The sequence below is a fragment of the Streptomyces sp. NRRL F-5755 genome (assembly GCF_001279365.1).
GTDB lineage: Bacteria > Actinomycetota > Actinomycetes > Streptomycetales > Streptomycetaceae > Streptomyces > Streptomyces rimosus.
Window position 1 is genome coordinate 1 of record NZ_LGCW01000312.1, and the last position, 22394, is coordinate 22394.

The window sequence follows — 22394 nt, forward strand, 5'->3', positions numbered from 1 at the left end:
CCCGTTCGTACGCCTGCGCCGCCGCTCCGGCCCGGTCCAGTGCGTGCAGGGCCGCGCCCAGTACGGGGGGCTCCGTGACCACGCGCGGTTCCGCCTTCGGGGCGCGCTCCGCCAGCAGGCGGGCCAGTTCGTCGTGCAGGAGCGGGTGCCGGGCGGCCAGTACGCCGCCGCCCAGGACCAGCGGCGTCGGCTCCTCCAGCAGGTCCAGCCGGCCCAGCGCCACCGACGCCAGCAGCGCGATCTCCTCCGCCTGCCGCCGCACCAGGGCCCGCGCCACCGCGTCGCCGGACGCGGCCACTTCGAACAGCAGCGGCGTCAGCCCGAAACGGCGCTCCCGCGGAATGCGCCCCAGGTGGAGCGCTTCGATCAGCTCCGGCATGGTGGTCAGCCCGAAGTGGGCCGGCACCTCGCGGGCCAATGCGCTCGGCTCGCCGCGCCCGTCGTCGGCCCGCGCCGCCCACCACAGCGCCTCCTCGGCCAGGTGCCCGCCACCGCCCCAGTCGCCGGAGATCCGCCCGATGGACGGGAACCGGGCGGTGCGGCCGTCGTGTCCCAGGCCCACGCAGTTGATGCCCGCGCCGCACACCACCGCGACGCCGACCGGTTCGCCGCGGTCCGACAGCCCGGTGCGCAGCAGCGCGAAGGTGTCGTTGGCGACGGTGACCGTACGGGCCCAGCCGTACGAGGTGATCTCCGCGGCCAGTTCCCTCTCCTCGACGGGCAGGTCGGCGTTGGCCAGGTAGGCGGACACCTGGCTCACCGGCCCGGTGACGCCGGCCCGTTCCCGTACCGCGTCCACCAGCGCCGCCAGGTCGCCGACGGCCCGCGCGACGCCGACCACCGGCGGCTGGAAACCGCTGCCGCGGGCCGTCGCCAGCACCGTCCCGTCCGCGCCGACCAGCGCCACGTCGGTCTTGCTGTTGCCCGCGTCGACGGCGAGCATCAGGCCATCGGCACGCGGCTCGGCTCCGGCCTTCCCGGCCGGCCGGCGCACCGCCCCACCCCCTTCACCCTTGCTCAGAGCCACGTGAGGTGCTCCCGGTTGTGCGCGATCAGCTCGTCGGTCAGCCGGTCCGCGTACGCGATCTGGCCGATGAGCGGGTGGGCGAGCAGCGCCTCGAAGATCCGGTCCCGGCCGCCCTTCAGGGCCGCCTCCAGCGCGAGGTGTTCGTACGCGGTGACGTTGGCGATCAGCCCGGAGTACAGCGGTTCCAGCGGCCGTACGGGCAGCGGCTTCGCCCCGCCGGCCCCCACCGTCGCCGGCACCTCGATCACCGCGTCGTCGGGCAGGAAGGGCAGGGTTCCGTTGTTGACCGTGTTCACGATCTGCACGTCGCCGGTGTCGCCCAGCAGCGCGGAGGTCAGCGCCACCGCCGCCTCCGAGTAGAACGCGCCGCCGCGCTTGCCCAGCAGCTCGGGTTTCTCGTCCAGCGACGGGTCGCCGTACATCTCCAGCAGCTGCTTCTCGATGGCGGCCACCTCCGCCGCCCGCGACGGCTTGCTGCGCAGTTCCTCCACGACCTCGTCGTGCTGGTAGTAGTAGCGCAGGTAGTACGACGGTACGACGCCGAGCCGCTCCACGAGCGAGCGCGGCATGTGCAGGTCCTCGGCGATGGCCGCGCCGTGCTCGGTGATCAGCCGGGGCAGTACGTCCTCGCCGTCCACCCGTACGGCGCGCTCCCACGTCAGATGGTTCAGCCCGACGTGCTCCAGCTCCACGCGCTCGGGTGCGATGTCCAGCAGTCGCGCGAACTTGCGCTGGAATCCGATGGCCACGTTGCACAGACCTACGGCCTTGTGGCCGTGCGACAGCAGCGCGCGGGTGACGATGCCGACCGGGTTGGTGAAGTCGACGATCCATGCGTCGGGGTTGCGGCGGCGGATGCGCTCGGCGATGTCCAGGACGACCGGGACGGTGCGCAGCGCCTTGGCCAGCCCGCCCGCGCCGGTCGTCTCCTGCCCGACGCAGCCGCACTCCAGGGGCCAGGTCTCGTCCTGGTTGCGGGCGGCCTGCCCGCCGACGCGCAGCTGGAGCAGCACTGCGTCCGCGCCGTCCACCCCCGCGTCGACGTCGGAGGTCCACGAGATACGGCCCGGGTGGCCCTGTTTGGTGAAGATCCGCCGCGCCAGGCCGCCGACCAGCTCCAGCCGGTCGGCCGCCGGGTCGATCAGGACCAGTTCCGCGAGCGGCAGGGCGTCCCGCAGCCGGGCGAACCCGTCGATGAGCTCGGGGGTGTAGGTCGAGCCCCCGCCGACCACGGCGATCTTCAGGCGGGGGTGCGGGGGCGTGCCCCCGGTGGACGGGGAGGTCTCCCCGGTGGACGACAGCATGGGATCGATCAGCCCTTCACTCCGGTGAGCGTGACGCCTTCGACAAAGGCTTTCTGCGCGAAGAAGAACACGATGATGACGGGGGCCATGACGAGCAGGGTCGCGGCCATGGTCAGGTTCCAGTTGACGTTGTGCGCGCTCTTGAACGATTCGAGGCCGTAACTCAACGTCCAGGCGGCCGGGTTCTGCGCGGCGTAGATCTGCGGTCCGAAGTAGTCGTTCCAGCAGTAGAAGAACTGGAACAGCGCCACCGCGGCGATGCCCGGCTTTGCCATCGGGACGACGATGCGCAGCAGAGTACGGACCTCGCCGCAGCCGTCCACCTTCGCCGACTCGATGTATTCCTGCGGAATGGTGAGCAGGAACTGCCGCAGCAGGAAGATGGAGTACGCGTCGCCGAACGCCATCGGAATGATGAGCGGCCACAGCGACCCGGACAGGTGCAGCTGCTGCGCCCACACCAGATACATGGGGATCACGATGACCTGCGGCGGCAGCATCATCGTCGAAATCACCAGCAGCATCGCGGTACGCCGGCCCCGGAAGCGGAACTTCGCGAGCGCGTACGCCACCGGTATCGCCGAACAGACGGTGAACAGCGTGCCCAGCCCCGCGTACATCAGCGAGTTCCGCCACCAGTCCAGGAAGCCGGGGGTGGCGAACACCGTCGCGTAATTCGACCAGTTCCACTCGTGCGGCCACAGTTCGCCGCTCATCGCCTGGTCGTCGCTCATGACGGAGGTCAGGAAGACGAACACGAACGGCAGGACGAAGAACAGCGCGGCGGCGACGGCGACGGAATGCACCGCTATCCAGTGCAGCAGCCGCTTGCGGCGGGCGCGGGACGCGGCGGGGCCCCGGTCGGTGGTGCCGGTGCGGGCGGGGGCGCTGCCCGCTCTCAGAGTCGTCGTGGTCATGTCGGTTCAGTCCTCCGCCGGGAGCAGGCCGGCGCGCTTGCGCATCAGCAGGGTGGTGACGGCCATGGCGATCACGAAGAGCACGAGCGAGAGCACGCACGCCGCGCCGGTGTTGAAGTTCTGGAAGCCGAGCGAGTAGACGAGCTGCGGCACGGTGAGGGTGGAGTGGTCCGGGTAGCCGGGCTGGATGACCGTGCCGGGCCCGATGGTGACGCCGGAGGCCAGCTTCCCGGCGACCAGCGCCTGCGTGTAGTACTGCATGGTCTGTACCACCCCGGTGACCACCGCGAACAGCACGATCGGCGTGATCGACGGCCATGTCACGTACCGGAACCTCGCCCAGGCGCCGGCCCCGTCCAGCTCGGCGGCCTCGTACTGCTCCTTGGGGACGTCCAGCAGCGCCGCCATGAAGATCACCATCAGGTCGCCGATGCCCCAGAGGGAGAGCATGACCAGCGACGGTTTGGCCCACGCCGCATCGTTGAACCAGCCGGGCGCCGGGATGCCGACCGCCTCCAGGATCTCGTTGACCGGCCCGGTGCCGGGGTTGAGCAGGAAGACGAAGGCGACCGTCGCGGCGACCGGCGGCGCGAGATACGGCAGATAGAAGGCGGTACGGAAGAAGCCGACCCCCGACTTGATCTTCGTGACGAGCAGACCGATGCCCAGCCCGAAGACCACGCGCAGCGCGACCATCACCACGACCAGCCACAGCGTGTTCCACAGCGCGGGCCCGAACAGCGGCATCTGCGTGAAGACGTACTTCCAGTTCCGCAGGCCGACGAAGGACGGCTGCTGGATCTGGTTGTAGTGCATGAACGAGAAATAGACGGTGGCGAGCAGCGGATAGCCGAAGAAGACGCTGAAACCGACCAGCCAGGGGGAGAGGAAACCGAGGGTGCGCAGCCGCTGCCCGAGGTGTTTGCGGCGCAGCGCGGGAGCTTTCGGGCGCGGCGCGGTGGCCGCCGGGCGTTCGGGGGATTCGACGAGGGACATGGCAGGACTCCGTCAGTTCACGGACTGGAGGTTGTCGGCGTCTATCTGGGCATCGAGGTCACGCAGCCCCTTGCCGAGATCCGGTACCTTCCCGGCCTCGGCGTTGTACGCGAAATCCTGGAACGCCGTGATGTACTGCCCGCCGTTGATGGACGGCGGCATGGCCTGGCTGTGCGGATTCCGCGCGATGTCGATGAACGTACGGAACGACGGATCGGCATCCAGCTTCGGCGATGTGAGCGCCGCGAACGTGGACGGCACATTGTGGATCGCGTTTGCGAACCGCACCACCTGGTCCGTGTCCACGGTCAGGAACCTCACCAGTTCCCACGCCGCGTTCTGGTGCTTGCTGCTGTGCGCGATGCCCGCGACGGTGCCGGTCAGGTAGCCCCGCCCGTACGTGTCCGCCTGGTCGTCCGGCACCGGCAGCGGCGCCGTCCCCCAGTCGAACTTCGCCTTGCCCTCCTTCAGCATCAGCCCGCGCCATTCACCGTCCATATGCATGGCCGCCTTCTGCGACATGAAGGAGCTCTGCGCCGACATCTCGTCCCCGAATGTCGTACGGAACTTCTCCAGCGCGGCATAACCGCCCTGCGCGTCCATCAACTCCCGCTGCGCGGCCAGGAACTGCTTGGTGCGCGGGTCCTTGGCGAGCTGCGCCTTGCCCTCCTTGTCGAAGTACGTCGGCCCCCACTGCGCGAACATCCGGTCCGGACTGTTCTGGTACAGCCGGAAGTTGGGCATGAACCCGGCGCGCTCGTACGACCCGTCCGGCTTGCGCTTCGTGAGCTTGGCCGCGTCCCGTTTGAACTCGGACATCGTCCGCGGTGGCCGCTCGATACCGGCTTCCTTGAACGCGTCCTTGTTGTAGTACAGCCCGTACGCGTCCGCGAGCAGCGGCAGTGCGCACTGCTTCCCCTGATAACTCGTGTAATCAAGAAATGTCTTGGGAAAGACCTTCGCCTTCTCCACACCCGTCTTCTTCATGAACGGATCGAGATCCACCCACATACCCGACGAGCAGTACTGCCCCACGTTGTTGGTGGTGAACGACGACACGACGTCCGGCGCGTCGTCCCCGCCGGCCCGCAGCGCCTGGTTCACGGTCTCGTCGGTGACGTTGTCGACCGTCTTCACCTTGATGTTCGGATGCAGCTTCTCGAATCGGGCGATGCTGTCGTCGACCGCCTTCACCTCGGCCGGATTGGACCAGCCGTGCCAGAACTTCAGCGTGACGGGCTGGGTCGGGTCGTCGCGATCGCTGCCGACGCTCGGATTGGCGCAGCCCGAAAGAATCAGACCGGCCCCGGCGAGCGCCGCTGACAGGCAGATGCGCATGCGCGGACGCGGCATGGCGAACTTCCTTTACGGCAGGGGTGATGGCAGGGGGTGGTGCGACTGCGTGCGCGTGCGGAGTTCTCGACGCCGGTGGTGGGCCGGGCACGTACGGCACGTGGGGAGCCCTTCGGGCTCATGGTGGTGTTCTCGGCTCGGCCGGTGTGACGACCGCCGGATAATCGGCCCGTGGCGGTCGTGGTGTCCGTCCGGGCCGTCACCGGCCCTCCGCACCGTCTCATCACGCCGTGTCGAACACGGCGTTACGTGCCTCGGCGAGTGCCGTGTGCAGCGCGCCGGTGAGAATCGGATTCCCCTCGATATTGCTGATCCGAATCTCCGGCCGCGGCAGCGCGAGCCCCGTGAATTCCTCCTCGACCAGTTCCCGCAGCGGTTCTCCCCCCACCTGCGCGACCTCCCCGGAGAGGACCACCAGCCGGGGGTCCACGACGGCGACCACGGCCGCCAGCCCGGTCGCCAGACGCCGCGCCACCTCGGCGCGCACCCGGTCGTCGTCCAGCGCCTCGTCAACCGTACGGACATCCGCCGCGCCGTACTCCCGCGCCAGCTCCACGATGCTCGGCGAGCCGACGAGACGCTGGAAGCCCCCGCCGGCGTCCGGCCGGGCCGCGTCGCGGTCGCCGCCGCGCGCGAGCGGCGCGCCGGGCAGCGGCATATAGCCGATCTCGCCCGCGCCTCCGGTGGCTCCGCGCAGCACCTGCCCACCGAGCACGATGGCCGCGCCGACCCCCTCGTCGGCCCACACCAGCACGAAATCGTCGAAGTCCTGCGCGGCGCCGTCGTGCTGTTCGGCGACCGCCGCCAGGTTCACGTCGTTCTCGATCACGATCGGCACGCCCAATACGCCGGCCAGCTCGTCCTTGAGCGCCCGCGCGTGCCAGCCCGGCAGGTGGGGCGCGTACCGCAGCACACCGGTCTGCGGGTCGAGCGCGCCGGGCGTCCCGATCACCGCCCCGTGCAGGCGCTCCCGCGTCAGCCCGGCCTTGTCCAGCGCCCCGTCCACGGCCGAGGCCACGAGCTGCGCCGTCTTGGGCGGCGCGTCCTCCTCCACGGCCTCCGTACCGACCCGCTCCTCACCGAGCACGCGCCCGGTGATGTCGGCGATCGCGGCGGTGATCCCACACTGGTCGACGGCGAGCGCGGCCACGTAGGCGGCGTCCGGGTTCACCTCGTACAACTGGGCGTTCGGCCCCGGCCGCCCGGTGACATTGCCCGTCGTACGCACCAGCCCGGCCGCCTCCAGCCGCCCCAGCAACTGCGAAGCGGTGGGCTTGGACAGCCCGGTCAGCGCGCCGATCTGCGTCCGGGTCAACGGCCCCTGCGCCACGAGCAGGTCGAGCGCGGCCCGGTCGTTCATGGCCCGCAACACCCGCGGCGTACCAGGAGTCCCCTGCCCGCCCTGCCCTGTGGCCATCACGCCCGCCCCGATTCTCGCTCCGCCGCGATCTGTTAGGAAAGTTTCCAATCGATGCACAGGAACGTAAGCGCCACGTCAGCAGGACGTCAATGGGTCTGGACCATTGACTTTGAGAGCGCCCCAGACGGTCTTACCCGGCCCGGGGCGGCCCGTCACTCCCCAGTCGTCCGCCAGCGCGTCAACGAGCACCATGCCCCGGCCGTGTTCGTCGAGTGGTCGGGGCGACCGGATGACGGGTGTGCCGTCCCCTGCGTCCGAGACCTCGATCCGCAGGGTGTCGTCGCCCAATGTGAACCGCACTTCGATACGCCGCCCGGGCCCGGTGGCGGCCAGCACCGCATTGGAGGCCAGCTCGCCGAGCACCAGTTCCCCGGCCTCGACGGTCGCGGGACCGAGTTTCTGTGCAGTGGCCCACTCTCGAAAGGCCCGCCGCGCCTGGCCGGGGCTTCGCCTGTTCCGGGGGAAGCGGTGGGTCACGGAGGCAGGGCGAAGCGAATGCTCGATCATGGCGAACCCCTCAGAGGGTGCGAGAACGGACCTTCAGCAGACTGCACCTGCGACGGAGATCCATGCAACGTTGAATGCTTCCACGAACGGGTGAATTGGTATTGAGTGTGGCGACGTTGACCATCCAAACTTGGCGCAACTGAGAGGGGGTTGGTGTGGTGAAGAAGGAGCCCATGGCGCTCCCGTCGACGGTCCTCGGCAGGCAACTGGGCGAAGAACTGCGGGGTTTTCGCGAAGCTGCCGGTCTCTCCACCGCCGTGGTCGCTGAAGCCCTGGACTGTACGAAGGGCAAGATCAGTCGCATTGAGAACGGACGGGTGCCCCTGCGCACACCGGACCTCGTAGCGCTGCTGGACACCTATGGCGTGCGGGACGCGGATACGCTCTCGCGCTTGACCACCTTGGCGCGTACCGCGAATCGCCGTCGTCGCGATGGCTGGTGGAACCAGTACGGTCAGGTACTGGCGGACACATACCGCGACTACATCGCGCTTGAGGCCGTGTCCGACAGCATCAAGACGTTCCAGTGCCAACTCGTTCCGGGGCTTCTACAGACACCGGCTTATGTACGGGCCGTCACCGTGGCATCCAGAGCTTGGCAGTCCCCGGAAGAGATCGAGCAGTTCGTCCAAGTGCGGCTGGCCCGCCAGGAGCGCCTTTCGAATGAACCGAGGCTCACCGTGTGGGCCGTGGTCACCGAAGGGGTTCTGTTGCAGCAGGTCGGCGGCCCAACGGTGATGCGTGCCCAGCTCGACCACCTCGTGGCCATGACCGAGGAACCGAACGTCACAGTTCAAGTTCTCCCGTTCTCCCGAGGTGCGCACGCAGGTATGTTCGGGCCGTACTTGCTGCTGAGCTTCCCGCAGGTGTCGGCGCTGGATGTCGTACGGGCGGAGAATCCCACCGGAGCGGTATGGCACGAGCGGGAGGCAGAGGTATCGCGCTACCGAGAGCTCTTCGCCGATGCCCGTACGTCTGCGCTCTCACCTGCGGAATCAGTGGCCCGGATCAAGCGCATCGCCAAGGAGCACCGAGCGTGAACCTGATGAAAGTCACCTGGCGCAAGAGCACCTACAGCGGCGGCCAGGACGAATGCCTGGAGATAGCCGACGGCCTCCCGGCCCACTCGCCCGTCCCCGTACGCGACAGCAAGCACCCCGACGGCCCCCACCTCCTCTTCCCCGCCCCCGCCTGGTCAGCCTTCATCGCCTCCGTGAAAGCGGCCCGCAGCTGACGGCTACTGGTCCTCCAGCCACTGGAATATCTCCTCCCAGAACCGGCACCCCTCCACCGGCTCTACTTCGTCGATCAGCTCGCGGAGCTCGTGCAGGACCGTCTCGTGGTCATCTCCGAAGAGCCGGTCCTCGTAGGACGCCAGCAGGCCCAGTGCCCCCGCGAGCAGCGGCAGGCTGTCGGCCACGTGGCCCGCGTAACCGGCCGCGTGGTCCCAGCCGTTGGGGTCGTACAGGGAGACGCTGCCTCTGTCGCCCAGCAGCATCAGGCTGTATCCCATCGCGTCACCCATGCCGTACGCGTACGACTTGGGCGGGGAGTCGTCGTCCGGGTAGCGGTTGCCGAACAGTTCGTCCGGGTCTTCGGCCCAGGGGCCTTCCCGGGTCAGGTCGGTGGAGTCGTAGTCCACGAAGCCGAGGTGGACGGACGGGAAGCCGACCTCGGTGAGGAACGTGCGGGTCTCCGCGTGTTCCAGTCGCTCGGGGAGTTCGTCCTCCGTGGGCCGCCACAGCGCCCCGGCGCCGAAGATCGACTCCAGCCACTCCGCCGTCGGCTCCAGGGCCGCGGCCAGTAGTGCCTCCTGATTCGCGGCGGCAGCGCCCGCCTGCCGTCCTGTTTCCGTTGCCGTCCCGCTCATCGGTCAGCCCCCGTACTTCCTTCGTCCGTCACCGGTCCGTCGTGCTGTGAACAGTGAACCGCACGGCACTGACAACCGATCATGGATGCATCGGCAGCGGTGGGCGTGGGTTCGGCATGGCAGTGCCCCCGCAGGCCGCGCACGACCTGATTTTTCACGAGCTGCCTGAGTACTGGGCCCATGTGCTCGGTTGCGAGAGGACGGCCGCCTCCTGTCGGGGCGCGGTTGCTCCCGGCCCGCAGTGCTGGCTGCGGGCCGCCCCGAGGACCGGCCCGGGGCGGTCACCGGCCGGGCAGCCCACCCAACACCTTGTCCAACGTCACCGGCACCTCCCGCACCCGCACCCCCGTCGCATGGTGGACCGCGTTGACGACCGCGGCCGCCGTGCCCGTGATGCCGATTTCGCCGATGCCCTTGATGCCCAGGGGGTTGACGTACGGGTCGTCCTCGTCGATCCAGTGGGCCTCGATCCGGTGGACGTCCGCGTTGGCCGTGACGTGGTAGTTCGCCAGGTCGTGGTTGACGAGGAGGCCGTAGCGCGGGTCGGTGACGGTTTCCTCGTGGAGGGCCATGGACAGGCCCATCGTCATGCCGCCGATCAGCTGGGAGCGGGCGGTGCGCGGATTGATGATGCGGCCGGCCGCGAAGACGCCGAGGAGGCGCGGTACGCGGATCTCGCCGGTGTCGGCATCCACCCGTACCTCGACGAACTGGGCGCCGAACGCGTGCATGGCGAAGCGTTCGGCGTGCGGGTTGCCGGGGGTCTCGGCCTGCGCGTGGTCGCCGGGGGACGGGTCGTGTCCATGGCGCTTACGGAAGGTCCGCGCCGCCGCCACGATCGCCGAACCCCACATCGCCGTACCGGAGGAGCCGCCCGCGACGGTCGCCTTCGGGAGGGCGGTGTCACCGAGGCGCAGTTCGATGGCGTCGAGGGGGACGTCCAGCCGGTCCGCGGCGATCTGGGCCAGTACCGTCCAGGCGCCGGTGCCCAGGTCGGCCGCGGCGATGTCCACCCGGTAGCGGCCTTCGCCCATGTACTCGACGGCGGCGACCGAGCCGGGCACGCGGTTGACCGGGTAGGCCGACGAGGCGACGCCCGTACCGACCAGCCAGCGGCCGTCCCGCCGCACTCCGGGGCTCGGGTCGCGGTCCTGCCAGCCGAAGCGGCGGGCGCCTTCGTTCAGGCACGCCACCAGGTTGCGGCTGGAGAAGGGCTTGCCGGTCTCCGGGTCCACCGGCGCGTCGTTGCGGATGCGCAGCTCGACGGGGTCCATGCCGAGGCGCTCGGCGAGTTCGTCCATGGCGACCTCGGGCCCGAACATGCCGGGGCACTCGCCGGGCGCCCGCATCCAGGACGGCACCGGCACGTCCAGGCGGGCCAGCCGGTGGGTGGTCCGCCGGTGCTGCGCCGCGTACATGGTCCGCGTCGGGTTGGCGGACTGCTCGGCGAACTCCTTGATGCGCGCGGTCTGCTCGACGGCGTCCATGCCGATGCCGGCCAGCCGCCCGTCCGCGCCGGCCGCGAGGCGTACCCGCTGGTACGTGGGGGTGCGGTAGCCGACGAGGGTGAACATCTGCTGCCGGGTCAGCGCGAATTTGACCGGCCGCCCGGGCACCGCGCGCGCCGCCAGCGCGGCGAGTACGGAGTGGGCGTGCGGCTCTCCCTTCGAGCCGAAGCCGCCGCCGACGTACGGGCAGATCATGTGCACCCGGGCGCGGTCGAGGCCGAACACCTCGGCCAGGGTGTCGCGGTGCCCGTGCACGCTCTGGGACGAGTCGTACAGCGTCAGCTCGTCGCCCTGCCACACGGCGATCGTCGCGTGCGGCTCCATCGGGTTGCAGTGGGTCATCGCGGTCACGTACGTCTCGTCCAGCGCCACCGCGTCCGGGTCCGCCGCGGCCGCCTCCATGGCGGCGTCCAGGTCGCCCAGCACGCTGTCCGTTTCCGCACCACCGTTGGCCGACTCCGGGCGGTACAGCTCGTTCTCGTCCGGTTTCAGCTCGGATTCGTGCGGCTCGGTGGCGTAGGTGATCCGTACGAGTGAGGCCGCGTGCCGCGCCGTCTCGGGTGTCCCGGCGATCACCGCCGCCACGATCTGCCCGCGGAACGCCACCTCGGGCTCCTGGAGGATCGCCAGTTCCGCGTCCTCCGTGGACGCCAGCCGCTCGGCGTTCTCGTACGTCAGTACGGTGATGACGCCGTCCTCCTGGAGCGCGGCCCCGGTGTCGACGGCCGTGATGCGGCCACGGGGGACGGAGGACAGCACGGCGTGGGCGTAGCAGGGGTTGTCCACGCGGTGCTCGAAGGCGTAGGGGGCCTTGCCGGCCACTTTGGCCCGGGCGTCCGCGCGCTCCAGATCCGCGCCGACGGCCCGGCTACTACTGGATGTGCTCGTCATCGTGCCCCCTCCAAGCGGCCCGGAGCCTCCGGTACGAGATCGCGTACGACGGCGGCCAGCGTGTTGTGGACGAGCGGGATCTTGAACGCGTTGTCCCGCAGCGGATGGGCGTCGGCCGTCTCGGCGTCGGCCGCCGTCCGGCAGTTCTCCTCGGTGGCGGGCAGCCCTCGTAGGGCCTGCTCGGCACGCTCGGCCCGCCACGGCTTGTGCGCGATCCCGCCCAGCGCGATCCGCGCCTCCCGTACGGTGCGGCCGTCGTCCTCCAGGTCGAGGGCCACGGCCACGGAGACCAGCGCGAAAGCGTACGAGGCGCGGTCGCGCACCTTGCGGTAGCGGGAGCGGGCCGCCCACGGCAGGGCGGGCAGCTCGACGGCGGTGATCAGCTCGCCGTGCCGGAGCACGGTGTCGCGGTGCGGCGCGTCGCCGGGCAGCCGGTGGAAATCGGTGACCGGGACACGGCGCTCGCCGTCCGGGCCCAGGGTCACGACCACGGCGTCCAGGGCGGCCATCGCCACCGCCATGTCGGAGGGGTGCACGGCCACGCAGTGCGAGGACGCTCCCAGAATGGCGTGGTAGCGGGTCCAGCCCTCCAGGGCGGCGCACCCGGAGCCGGGGTCGCGCTTGTTGCACGGGGTGCTGGGGTCCTGGAAGTAGGCGCAGCGGGTTCGCTGGAGGAGGTTGCCGCCGGTGGTCGCGAGGTTGCGCAGCTGCCCGGACGCGCCGGAGAGCAGGGCCTGGGAGAGCACCGGATAGCGCGTGCGTACGGTGGGGTGCGCGGCCAGATCGGCGTTACGGACGTTCGCGCCCACCCGCAGGCCGCCGCCGTCCAGCTCCGTCACCTCGTCCAGGGGCAGCCGGCTGACGTCGACCAGCAGGTCGGGGGCGGCGATGCCGAGCTTCAGATGGTCGACGAGATTGGTGCCGGCCCCGAGGAACGCGGCCCCCGGGTGCGCCGCCACGGTGGCCACCGCGTGCGCGGCGTCGGTGGCACGCTCGTACCGGAACGGCTTCACCGGCCCGCTCCCTCGGCCTCGGCGGCGGCAGTGACAGCCGAAACAATGTTCACATACGCCCCGCACCGGCACAGATTGCCGCTCATCCGCTCGGCGATCTCCGCATGATCGAGATGCTCGGGCGCGATGTCGCCTTCCGCGCCCACCTCGGTGACCACACTCGGCCACCCCTGCGCCGCCTCCCGCAGCACCCCCACCGCGGAACACACCTGGCCCGGCGTGCAGTACCCGCACTGCAGTGCGTCATGATCCACGAAAGCCTGCTGCACGGGATGCAGTTCGCCGTCCGTACCCAGCCCCTCCGCCGTCACGATCTCCGCCCCGTCGTACGCCACGGCCAGCGCCAGACACGTCGTCGCCCGCCGCCCGTCCAGCAGCACGGTGCACGACCCGCACTGCCCGTGATCACACCCCTTCTTGGGACTGGTGATCCCCAGCCGCTCCCGCAACGCGTCCAGCACGGTGGTCCGCGTATCCACCGCCACCGCGTACTCCTGCCCGTCCACGCGCAGCCTGATCTCGGTCTCCATGGTGAAGCGAGTCACCGGGGGAGGGGGTGGTAAACGGGGGCATGTGGGTGATGCGTGAGTGGGACAGTGGGCTGGAAGGGATGATCGGGGTGGTCGTGGCTGTGGTGAGTGGAGGGGTGCGGGGATGACGGTGACGACGAGGCCGCGCGGGGAAGTGGAACGGTGGCTGGTACGGAACGGGTGGGAGCCGGGGAGGGATGTTTCCGAGCGCGTTGCCGAATTCATCGAATGCGCCGAGGACTGGGCGAAGAGGGAGGGATTTCCGGCGCCGGTGTTCGACGCTGCCAGAGACTTTCTGCGGTCATACGGCCTGCTGGAGCTGAAGGCCGAGAAGCATCCGGGCCGGTCCCTCGAAATCAATCCGGCGGGCGGTCACGAAAGTGACTACGAGTCCATCGCGGAACTCACCGAAGAACTGGGAGTCCGGCTGTTCCGGGTGGGATTCGACATGCCGGAGTGGGGCAGGATCCTGATGGACGAGGCCGGTCGCTTCTATTACCTGCACTGGTCGGGCAGCTACGTCCTGGGAAACGACGTGTACGAGGCGCTCGGGAACTGGCTGGTGAACAACCTCGAAGAGCTGGACTGACCTCGGCGGCCCGCGAGCGGAGCCGCCATACGCAAACCGCCCCGGCCCGAATCGTTTCGGGCCAGGGCGGTGCCGTTTCAGTGGGCAGGCACCCTACTTACTCAAATTAGGCGCCGGAATAGGCGCAGCCGCCAGCGACTGCGGTGATGTCGGGCTTGCCAGGGCCGACGGTGCTGCCACCGCGGCGCTGGGGTCCGGGGTCGTGGGCTCGTCGGTGAGGGGGGTGGTGGTGGGGCGGGGGGCCAGGGTTATGCCTTCGGTGTCCAGGGCCTTCTTTATGCGCCAGCGGAGTTCGCGTTCTATGCCGAGGGCCTTGCCGGGCATGGTTTTGGCGGAGACGCTGATCGTGACGGAGTCGAGGTGGACCTCGCTGAGGCCGAGGACCTCGACCGGTTCCCAGAGCTGTTCGTTCCAGGGTTCGGCCTTGGACATCTCCTCGCCGACGGCCGTGATGACCTCGCGGGCGCGGTCCAGGTCCTGGTTCGGGGCGATCATGACGTCGACGGTGGCGGTGGACCAGCCCTGGCTGAGGTTGCCGATGCGCTTGACCTCGCCGTTGCGGATGTACCAGATGGCGCCGTTCGGGCCGCGCAGCTTGGTGACGCGCAGGCCGACCTCGACGACCGTACCGGTGGCCACGCCCGCGTCGATCTCGTCGCCGACGCCGTACTGGTCCTCCAGGATCATGAAGACGCCGGAGAGGAAGTCGGTGACCAGGTTGCGGGCGCCGAAGCCGATGGCGACGCCCGCGACGCCGGCGCTGGCCAGCAGCGGTGCCAGGTTGATCTTCAGGACGGACAGCACCGTGAGCGCGGCGGTGCCCATGATGACGAAGGAGGCGACGCTGCGCAGTACCGAGCCGATGGCCTCGGAGCGCTGCCGGCGGCGCTCGGCGTTGACCAGGAACCCGCCCAGCGCGGTGCCTTGGGCGGCCGTCGCGGTGCGGTTCATCCGCTCTATGAGTTTGGTGATCGTGCGCCGGATCACATGCCGCAGGATGACGGCGATGACGATGATCAGCGCGATCTGCAGGGCGGAGGTGAGCCAGGTCGCCCAGTTCTCCTCCACCCATCCGGCGGCGTTGGTGGCCTTCTCCGTGGCGTCGTCGAGCGACGCGCGGCGGTGCGGGCCGGGCGTCGCGGCGGCTGGGGAAGCGGACCAGAACACAGCAGGGACCTCCGTGTGGGACAGCAGACCAGGGTCGGGACGGACCGTGACCCGGGCAGACCAACCACACTAACGGGGCAACGGGGGCGGTCCGCGCCGGTGTTCGAGAGTGACCGGACCAATTGCGGGACTTTTTGGGGGGAAGTAAAGGCGTGTGGTCGAAAACACCTCGGACCCGTTACCCGGTGATGGTGGCGCCGCAACCAGGCACCGGGGGACACTGTGGGGAGATCGTCCCGGCGCGAGCCACGCGCCGCCGGCGTACAAGGAGGCACCCGTGCCGCATGTCCTGGTCCTCAACGCGTCGTACGAGCCGCTCGGCGTCGTACCGCTCCGCCGCGCGCTCATCCTCGTCCTCAACGAAAAGGCCGTGAGCCTTGAGGAGTCCGGCGCCCTGATGCACAGCGCGACCCGTGTGATGCCCGCCCCGAGTGTGGTCCGCCTCAAGCGGTTCGTGCGGGTGCCTTTTCGCGGTCCCGTCCCCTTGACCCGTCGAGCCCTGTTCGCCCGTGACGGCGGACGGTGCATGTACTGCGGTGGCGTCGCAACCAGCGTCGACCACGTCGTCCCGCGCAGTCGCGGCGGCCAGCACACCTGGGAGAACGTGGTCGCCGCCTGCCGCCGCTGCAACCACGTCAAGGCCGACCGGCATGTCGCCGAGATCGGCTGGCGGCTGCGGCATCAGCCCGCCCCGCCGTCCGGCCTGGCCTGGCGGATCATCGGTACGGGGCATAGGGACCCCCGTTGGCTGCCATACCTGCAGCCGTACGGGGCGGACGACGCGCTGGCCCGGATCGATGCCGTATCGGCATAGGTCCGGGTTTTTGCATGGCGGCGCGTTCCCGGCCGGGCCCGGATGTCGTCCGGGCCCGGGCTCCGGGGTGCGTGCCGTCTACCGGCCGCCGCCCGGCCACTGCCCGTCGGCTGACGGGGCGCCACCGGGCGCCTCTCCGGTGGACCCGGGACGGGCGGCGGGCGTGCCGGGCCGGGAGTTGCCCGGTGGCCGGGGCGGCTCCGGCTTCTGCTGGTCGGGGCCATGCACCGCGTACGCCTCCACGCTCCACAGCGAGTAGCCGAAGCGGGTGGCCCGCTTGTCGCCCTGAATACGGACGTAACGGGTGTCCTTGGCGTCCATGCGGACGGTCTCGCGGCCGCCCTTGCCGTCGCGGACGGTGGCCGCCGTGCGCCAGGTGACGCCGTCCGCGGAGACCTGTACGCGGTAGGCGGCGGCGTGCGCCTCCTGCCAGGTGAGGACGAGGCGACCGAGGCGGACGGGGCGCGGCAGTTCGAGCTGGAGCCAGGCGTCGTCCTCGGCGGGGGAGGACCAGCGGGTCTTCGGGTCGCCGTCGGTGGCGGCGGTGGCCGGGAACTCGGGCGCCTCGTCGCCGGAGGAGGTGGCCGTGGCGCCGCGGGCCAGGTCGGGCCCCGCGGTGGGCGGATAGGTGCGCAGGGTCAGCGTCTGCTTCTGGTCGCCGTAGGTCACCGGGATCTCGTACGTGCCGGACCGCGCGTCCTTGGGGACCGTGATCTGTATGCGGACGGTGGCCGTGCCGCCGCGCGGGGCGGTGACGTGCTCCGGTGCCCGTACGGTGAAGCCCTTGGGCGCCTTGGCGGTGAGCTTGCCCTCCACGTCGGCGGGGCGGCGGGAGAAGATCCGGGCGTCCACGGAGGTGGTGCCGCCGGTGTCGGCGTCGATCGTGTCCCGGGACAGTTCCAGGCCCGCCGCAGGGGTGTCGGCGAACCACGGGGTGAAGGAGTGGACGGACGGCGGGGCGGTGCCGTCCTTCCAGGCCAGCCGGACCGCGTCGGCCTTCAGCCCGCGCGCCTCGGTCTGCGTCCAGCCGGTGTCGGACAGGCCGCCGAGGCGGCGCCAGCCCTCGCCGGGGACGTGTGCCTCCACGGAGATGGCGGCCGAGGACGGGCTCGGCTCGGTGAGCGCGGTGACCGCGGTCAGCGGGCGGGGGCGGCCGAACGGGACGGACAGGGAGGTCGGGTCGGCGCCCTCCTGGGGCTGTGGCGTGGCATCGGAGCGGGCGCCGGTCTCGGAGGCGGCACCGGTCCAGGCGTCGGACTCGGTCATCGCACGGTCGAGGAAGGGCCCGAGAACGCCCTTTCCGACCGTCGCCGGACTCTTCTTGATCTTCTTGCGCAGGTCCTGCACGGCGCGCTGCGCGGACCACGCGGCGGCGCCGTCCCCGCGCGCCTGCGCCACCAGCATGTCCACGGCACGCTCGCCCGCCGAGCCGTAGCGGGCCAATTGGCGGGCCCAGGGACGTACTTCGTCGGCCAGGGCGGGAGCGAGCCGTTCCGGGGCGCCGCTCATCGTGTGGAAGGCGGCCCGCAGCCGGGCGGCGGCCTGGGTGTAGCGCTCGTCGTCGTCCCGGTCGCCGCTGTTGGTGGCGGCGGCGCGGGTCTTCCAGAACGTCTCGATCAGCGGCCTGAGATACGCGGACTCGTCGGTGCCGAGGACCGAGGAGGCGTCGTTGCCGGCCAGCGCGTGCAGCGCGGCGCGGGAGGCGGCGTCGCCGCCTGCCAGGTCGTCGACGGCGGCCTGCCAGGACGCGCCGGGCCGGTAGCCGCGCGGGTTCCAGGCGAAGTCGGCGGCGGTGAACAGCGCGACGCGGGACGCCGTGGGCTGCGCCATGGCGTTGGCCAGCAGGGCGGTGGAGCCGGTGGCGACGGCGGGTTCGCGGCCCGTGTAGGGGCCGAGGAAAATACGGTCCTGCGCATAGTCGTTGACCGGATAGTTGTCCATCGTGACCATCGGATGACCGAACGCCTGACGGGCCTTGCTCAGTTCGGCGCCCGTGATGGTGCGCGGGACGACGCCGACGCCGGTCCACGCCACCTCGACCCGGTCGGACAGCGCGGCGGCGAGCGCGTCCCGGTAGGCGGTCGAGCCGTCCTGGTAGTACTCGGTCGGCATCAGGGAGAGCGGCGCCGCGCCGGGGTACTTCTCGGCGAGGTGCTCGGCGAGCGCGTCCGCCACCTTCGCGTGCGCCTTGGCGGCGGCCTCCGGGCCGGAGCCGAACGTGTCGGCGTCCGCGTCGCAGTGCCATTCGCTGTAGCTGACGTCCTGGAACTGGAGCTGGAAGGCGCGCACGCCCAGCGCCCACATCGCGTCCACCTTGCGGCGCAGCGCCTTGATGTCGTCCTCGGAGGACATGCACATGGCCTGGCCGGGGGAGACGGCCCAGGCCAGCGTGACGTGGTTGGCGCGGGCCCGCTCGGCCAGCGCCCGGAAGTCCTCGCGCTGCGCCGCGGGGTAGGGCTCACGCCAGCGGAACTGGCGGTACGGGTCGTCGCCGGGCGCGTAGAGGTAGCGGTTCTGCTTCGTACGGCCCATGAAGTCGAGCTGGTCCAGGCGCTGCTGCGGGGTCCAGGGCTGGCCGAAGAAGCCCTCGGTCATGCCGCGGACGGCGGTGCCCGGCCAGTCGCGGACGACCGCGGCGGCCAGCTCCTTGCCGCCGTCCCCCTTTTCGCGGCCCCCGGACGAGCGGTCCACGACGAGCTGCCGCAGGGTCTGTACGGCGTGGAAGAGGCCGTCCGGGCCGACGCCGTCCAGCGCGACGGTGTCCCGGCCCGCGGCCTCGCCGACCGCGAGGCGGTAGCCGCCGGACGGCAGGTCGCCGCGGGCGGGTGCGCGCAGAGCCTTCAGCGCGGTCTCCGCGTCCGCGCCGCCGAGGCGGAAGACCGGGCCGTCGCCGGGCGGCTGCTGCCCCGGGGCGACATCGTGGACCGTACGGACCCCGGCGTCGCGCAGCAGGGCGCGCAGTGCCTCCAGGGCGTACGGGTCGGCGTCCGGCGCGGCGACGACGGCGGCCTCGTCGCCCAGCCGTACGGCGGTGCCGCCCGCGCGCATCGACTGCGGGCGCGGCCACACGGCGGGCAACTGCCCGGCGGACGTGGTCCGGCCGTCATTCTGTCCGGGCAGATCGGGCGTGCCGACGGCCGGGTCGGCGGGCGCCGCGTGGGCGGGGGCGGTGCCGGCGAGCAGCCCGCCGATGACGGCGGCGGCCAAGGCGGTGGCCCCGGCCACGCGCGTACGCGCCCGTGCCCGTACGGAGCCGAGGCGGCCGATGCTGCCGGTGCCGATGCTGGTGGGGCCGGTGGGGCCGGTGCCGTCGGCCGGGTCCGTACGGTACGCACCGCCGTCCGCGGGAGCGCCCGGCCGCACCCGCGCGCGGCCGTCCCCGGCACCGCCCGGCCGCGTACCGCCGCTCCCGGCCCTCTCGCCCTGCCTGCCGACCTCTCCGGCGTCCCGAACGCCGTTCCGGACTCGCACGGTCACTCCTCAGTCCCCGTATTCCTACTCACCGGACGACCGGTGCCCGCACCGGCCGCCCGCCGCCCGGCCGCCCCGCGGCCGCGCGCCCCTGAGCCGACTGCCGCGACGGGGCCCTGCACCCCGTGGAACCCCGCCGGACAAGCCTTCGGCAGTGAGCCCACCACTGTGGTGGTGAGGGTGTCAACGGCGGAAGGCGAAGTGCCGGGTTTGCCCTGTGTGACCGGCGTGTCGCGGCGCGTCGAGGGGGTGTCGCGGGCGGCGCCCTCCGCGCTCCGTCCCCGGCGGCGCACCCCGCCCGACCGCCCCGGAGGACTTCCTCCCGAACGCCCTTCTGGTGGGCATCTCTGCGCCACCACCCGTCCGCCACCGGTAAATCGCCTGCACGAGGGATGTGTGACCTGGGCCACGTTGATTGAATGGGTACGTCTGCGACCGCCCCGAGTGGGTAGGGCAGGTCGTGTCCCACTACCGACGAACGGGAGGCCCTCCGTGGCCGCGTCCGCTCAGCTCCTCCTCGACGCACTGTCGTCCGCCCCCGAGTACCCCGCAGCGCACAGCGAATCCTGCGGACCGGAGAAAAACGAGCCCGAGAAACCCATCGAGCCGGATCTGTTCGACGGCGTCTCCGACCCCGACTCCGGCCTGGACGGCTCCGGCTCCCTGTGCTTCTGCGAACCGCCCCTGACCAGCGAGCCCCCGCTCGCCGACGCCGCCCCGCTCACCAGTGAGTCCCCGATCGCCGCCGAGCTTCCGCTGACCAGCGAGCCCACCGCGGCCGGCCTGGGCACGGAGTCCATGGAGGTCTGATGGGCCGACCGCGGCTCGCCGGTCTGCACGGCGTGTGCACGTCCTACGAGCCCGCGCCGGGCCGCACCGTCCACGTCGGTGACGACACCGTCGTTGCCGTCCTCGCCGCCCTCGGGGTCGACGCCTCGACACCGCAGGCCGTACGCGCCGCACTGGAGGCGTACGACCACGGCCCCGCCCGCGCCCTGCTCCCGCCCACCGTCGTGGTGCGCCCCGGGCGCCCCCCGAACCTGCCCCGGCTGCCCGAAGGCACCGCCCTGCGGGTGGAGACCGAGTCGGGCGAGGTGCTGGACTGGGGGCCCGACCCCGGAGGCCGTACGGACCGGACCCGCGCCCGAGGGCCGGACGGTTACGTGGGCCGCCTCCCCCTGGGCGTCCACACCCTGCGGGCCCACACGCCCGACGGGCGGTCCGCCCGCGCGCACCTGGTCGTCGCCCCCGACCGGATGCCCGCACCGCCCGGCCGCACCCACGGCTTCATGGTCCAGCTCTACTCCCTGCTCTCCGGCCGCTCCTGGGGCATGGGGGACCTGGGCGACCTCGCCGACCTGGCCGCCTGGTCCGGGCGCGTGCTCGGCACCGGCTTCCTGCAGATCAACCCGCTGCACGCCGCCGTCCCCGGAGCCCCCACCGACCCCTCGCCGTACCGCCCCTCCTCCCGCCGCTTCCCCGACCCCGTCCACCTCCGGATCGAGGACATCCCCGAATTCACCCGCCTCGACGGCGCCGCCCGCGGCCAGGTCGACGCGCTGCTCGTCCGCGCCGAGAAGCTGCGCGAAGCGGTGCTCCACCAGAACGCGCTGATCGACCGGGACGCCGTGTGGGAGCTGAAGAAGGAGGCGCTGGAACTGCTCTGGAAGGTGCCGCTGAGTCCCGGACGGCGCGCCGCCTACTGCGACTTCCTCGCCGAGCAGGGCACCAGCCTGGAGGACCACGCCACCTGGTGCGCGCTGGCCGAGCGGTACGGCCCCGACTGGCGCGGCTGGCCCACGGGCCTGGACGACCCGCGCTCCGCCCGTACGGCCCGGATGCGCGGCTGCCTGCTGGACCGCATCGACTTCCACAGCCGGCTCGCGTGGTACACCGACCAGCAGCTCGCCGCCGCCCAGCGCGCAGCCGCCGAGGCCGGGATGGACATCGGGCTGGTGCACGACCTGGCCGTCGGCGTCCACCCCTCCGGTTCCGACACCTGGGCCCAGCAGGACGCCTTCGCGGCCGGCATGTCGGTCGGCGCGCCGCCCGACGCCTTCAACTCGCGCGGCCAGGACTGGGGCCTGCCGCCCTGGCGGCCGGACGCACTGGCCGCCCAGGGCTACGCCCCGTACCGCGACCTGCTGCGCGGCATCCTGCGGAACGCCGGCGCGCTGCGCATCGACCACGTCATGGGCCTGTTCCGGCTGTGGTGGGTGCCGGAAGGGCGGCCGCCGACGGAGGGCGCGTACGTGCGCTACGACGCCGAGGCGATGCTCTCCGTCCTCGCGCTGGAGGCGCACCGCGCGGGGGCCGCGGTCATCGGCGAGGACCTGGGGACGGTCGAGCCGGTGGTGCGTACGGAGCTGGCCGAGCGCGGCGTGCTCGGCACCTCCGTGCTGTGGTTCGAGCGCGACTACACCAAGGAGCCCGCCCGGCCGCTGCCGCCGGAGAGCTGGCGGGCCGGCTGTCTGGCCACGGTCACCACGCACGACCTGCCCAGTACGGCGGCGCGGCTGACCGGCGAGCACGCCGCGCTGCGGCACGGCCTGGGCCTGCTGGACCGCCCCCTCCAGGAGGAGCGGGCGGCGGAGGCGGTCGAGGTCGGCGAGTGGCTGGCGGTGCTGAGCCGGCTGGGGCTGCTGCCCGAGGGGCGGGGCAACGAGGAGGCCGCGGTCAAGGCGCTGCACCGCTATCTGCTGCGCACCCCGGCCCGGATGGTCGGGGTGTGGCTGCCGGACGCGGTGGGCGACCGGCGCCCGCAGAACCTCCCGGGGACATGGGATGAATACCCCAACTGGCGCCTGCCGATCAGCAATCCGGAAGGGCGCCCGCTGTCGCTGGAGGAGATCGCCGCGTCGCCCCGGCTGCATGCGCTGATGAGCGAACTGCGCGCGATGCCGCAGTAGGAAGCAGCAGAAGCAGCAGAAGCAGCAGAACGGGGCTCGGGGGGGAGCGGCCGGTGACCGGCCGCCCGCCGCCGCTCTTCCCGTCCAACGGGCCGTACGGCACCATGC

19 protein-coding genes are annotated in these 22394 nt (G+C 71.4%); 6 read left to right on the forward strand and 13 right to left on the reverse strand.

Translation table 11 applies throughout. The features are described 5' to 3' along the window. The 7 genes from ADK86_RS36970 to ADK86_RS37000 form a co-directional block, all read right to left on the reverse strand. A partial coding sequence (locus ADK86_RS36970; protein WP_053700590.1) for an N-acetylglucosamine kinase occupies positions 1–943 on the reverse strand: 943 nt, incomplete at its 3' end. Between the two features lie 74 nt (positions 944–1017). After that, positions 1018–2271 carry a 6-phospho-beta-glucosidase gene (locus ADK86_RS36975; protein WP_053700591.1) on the reverse strand — a complete coding sequence of 418 codons (1254 nt, stop codon included), beginning with the start codon at positions 2269–2271 and terminating at the stop codon, positions 1018–1020. Between the two features lie 68 nt (positions 2272–2339). Continuing rightward, the gene (locus tag ADK86_RS36980; RefSeq protein WP_053700567.1) at positions 2340–3248 is read right to left on the reverse strand and encodes a carbohydrate ABC transporter permease; all 909 of its coding nucleotides are present in this window, start codon (positions 3246–3248) and stop codon (positions 2340–2342) included. A gap of 6 nt (positions 3249–3254) precedes the next feature. Further along, on the reverse strand, positions 3255–4244 hold the full coding sequence (locus ADK86_RS36985; RefSeq protein ID WP_030375116.1) for a carbohydrate ABC transporter permease: 990 nt from the start codon (positions 4242–4244) through the stop codon (positions 3255–3257). Positions 4245–4256: 12 nt separating this feature from the next. After that, complete coding sequence (locus ADK86_RS36990; protein WP_053700568.1) at positions 4257–5597, reverse strand: ABC transporter substrate-binding protein; 1341 nt, start codon at positions 5595–5597, stop codon at positions 4257–4259. 223 nt (positions 5598–5820) lie between these two features. Further along, a complete protein-coding gene (locus ADK86_RS36995) occupies positions 5821–6957 on the reverse strand; it encodes an ROK family transcriptional regulator (RefSeq protein ID WP_053700569.1) in 1137 nt (378 codons plus the stop codon). A gap of 135 nt (positions 6958–7092) precedes the next feature. Next, a complete protein-coding gene (locus ADK86_RS37000; protein WP_053700570.1) occupies positions 7093–7524 on the reverse strand; it encodes an ATP-binding protein in 432 nt (143 codons plus the stop codon). Between the two features lie 173 nt (positions 7525–7697). On the opposite strand from ADK86_RS37000, the gene ADK86_RS37005 reads away from it, so the two are divergent. Both ADK86_RS37005 and ADK86_RS37010 read left to right on the forward strand, forming a co-directional pair. Next, on the forward strand, positions 7698–8564 hold the full coding sequence (locus tag ADK86_RS37005) for a helix-turn-helix domain-containing protein (protein ID WP_053700571.1): 867 nt from the start codon (positions 7698–7700) through the stop codon (positions 8562–8564). Between the two features lie 5 nt (positions 8565–8569). Beyond that, entirely contained in the window at positions 8570–8758 is a 189-nt protein-coding gene (locus ADK86_RS37010) for a DUF397 domain-containing protein (RefSeq protein ID WP_053700592.1), read from the forward strand. Positions 8759–8761: 3 nt separating this feature from the next. Here ADK86_RS37010 and ADK86_RS37015 read toward each other — a convergent pair whose 3' ends face one another. The 4 genes from ADK86_RS37015 to ADK86_RS37030 form a co-directional block, all read right to left on the reverse strand. Next, positions 8762–9394: an SUKH-4 family immunity protein gene (locus ADK86_RS37015; RefSeq protein ID WP_053700572.1), complete on the reverse strand. Its 633-nt coding sequence runs from the start codon at positions 9392–9394 to the stop codon at positions 8762–8764. 281 nt (positions 9395–9675) lie between these two features. Next, the gene (locus ADK86_RS37020) at positions 9676–11793 is read right to left on the reverse strand and encodes a xanthine dehydrogenase family protein molybdopterin-binding subunit (protein WP_053700573.1); all 2118 of its coding nucleotides are present in this window, start codon (positions 11791–11793) and stop codon (positions 9676–9678) included. Next, positions 11790–12806 (reverse strand): FAD binding domain-containing protein, encoded by a 1017-nt coding sequence (locus ADK86_RS37025; protein ID WP_053700574.1) that lies wholly within the window; start codon positions 12804–12806, stop codon positions 11790–11792. The genes ADK86_RS37020 and ADK86_RS37025 overlap by 4 nt, the downstream gene beginning before the upstream one ends. Continuing rightward, the gene (locus tag ADK86_RS37030; protein WP_053700575.1) at positions 12803–13336 is read right to left on the reverse strand and encodes a (2Fe-2S)-binding protein; all 534 of its coding nucleotides are present in this window, start codon (positions 13334–13336) and stop codon (positions 12803–12805) included. Before ADK86_RS37030 ends, ADK86_RS37025 begins: the two co-directional genes overlap by 4 nt. A gap of 124 nt (positions 13337–13460) precedes the next feature. Between ADK86_RS37030 and ADK86_RS37035 the strand changes: the two genes are divergently transcribed. Continuing rightward, positions 13461–13925, forward strand: a complete 465-nt coding sequence (locus ADK86_RS37035; protein WP_063789178.1) for an SUKH-3 domain-containing protein — start codon at positions 13461–13463, stop codon at positions 13923–13925. A 93-nt stretch (positions 13926–14018) separates the two neighbouring features. Here the strand turns inward: ADK86_RS37035 and ADK86_RS37040 are convergent, their stop codons facing one another. Then, positions 14019–15092, reverse strand: coding sequence for a mechanosensitive ion channel family protein (locus ADK86_RS37040; RefSeq protein ID WP_053700577.1), 1074 nt, complete (start codon positions 15090–15092; stop codon positions 14019–14021). Positions 15093–15369: 277 nt separating this feature from the next. On the opposite strand from ADK86_RS37040, the gene ADK86_RS37045 reads away from it, so the two are divergent. Continuing rightward, a complete protein-coding gene (locus ADK86_RS37045; protein WP_003982442.1) occupies positions 15370–15906 on the forward strand; it encodes an HNH endonuclease in 537 nt (178 codons plus the stop codon). 78 nt (positions 15907–15984) lie between these two features. Here the strand turns inward: ADK86_RS37045 and ADK86_RS37050 are convergent, their stop codons facing one another. Next, complete coding sequence (locus tag ADK86_RS37050) at positions 15985–19131, reverse strand: beta-N-acetylglucosaminidase domain-containing protein (RefSeq protein ID WP_078952520.1); 3147 nt, start codon at positions 19129–19131, stop codon at positions 15985–15987. Between the two features lie 738 nt (positions 19132–19869). On the opposite strand from ADK86_RS37050, the gene ADK86_RS37055 reads away from it, so the two are divergent. Next, positions 19870–20187, forward strand: a complete 318-nt coding sequence (locus tag ADK86_RS37055; protein ID WP_053700578.1) for a hypothetical protein — start codon at positions 19870–19872, stop codon at positions 20185–20187. Further along, the gene (gene malQ / locus ADK86_RS37060; RefSeq protein ID WP_053700579.1) at positions 20187–22286 is read left to right on the forward strand and encodes a 4-alpha-glucanotransferase; all 2100 of its coding nucleotides are present in this window, start codon (positions 20187–20189) and stop codon (positions 22284–22286) included. The genes ADK86_RS37055 and malQ overlap by 1 nt, the downstream gene beginning before the upstream one ends. Positions 22287–22394 lie beyond the last annotated feature (108 nt).

Coding starts and splice junctions, on each gene's coding strand:
- malQ (WP_053700579.1), top strand. CDS start 20,187: ATGGGCCGACCGCGGCTCGCCGGTCTGCACGGCGTGTGCACGTCCTAC.
- ADK86_RS36990 (WP_053700568.1), bottom strand. CDS start 5,597: ATGCCGCGTCCGCGCATGCGCATCTGCCTGTCAGCGGCGCTCGCCGGG.
- ADK86_RS36985 (WP_030375116.1), bottom strand. CDS start 4,244: ATGTCCCTCGTCGAATCCCCCGAACGCCCGGCGGCCACCGCGCCGCGC.
- ADK86_RS37000 (WP_053700570.1), bottom strand. CDS start 7,524: ATGATCGAGCATTCGCTTCGCCCTGCCTCCGTGACCCACCGCTTCCCC.
- ADK86_RS37005 (WP_053700571.1), top strand. CDS start 7,698: ATGGCGCTCCCGTCGACGGTCCTCGGCAGGCAACTGGGCGAAGAACTG.
- ADK86_RS36980 (WP_053700567.1), bottom strand. CDS start 3,248: ATGACCACGACGACTCTGAGAGCGGGCAGCGCCCCCGCCCGCACCGGC.
- ADK86_RS37015 (WP_053700572.1), bottom strand. CDS start 9,394: ATGAGCGGGACGGCAACGGAAACAGGACGGCAGGCGGGCGCTGCCGCC.
- ADK86_RS37010 (WP_053700592.1), top strand. CDS start 8,570: ATGAAAGTCACCTGGCGCAAGAGCACCTACAGCGGCGGCCAGGACGAA.
- ADK86_RS37030 (WP_053700575.1), bottom strand. CDS start 13,336: ATGGAGACCGAGATCAGGCTGCGCGTGGACGGGCAGGAGTACGCGGTG.
- ADK86_RS36995 (WP_053700569.1), bottom strand. CDS start 6,957: ATGAACGACCGGGCCGCGCTCGACCTGCTCGTGGCGCAGGGGCCGTTG.
- ADK86_RS37035 (WP_063789178.1), top strand. CDS start 13,461: ATGACGGTGACGACGAGGCCGCGCGGGGAAGTGGAACGGTGGCTGGTA.
- ADK86_RS37020 (WP_053700573.1), bottom strand. CDS start 11,793: ATGACGAGCACATCCAGTAGTAGCCGGGCCGTCGGCGCGGATCTGGAG.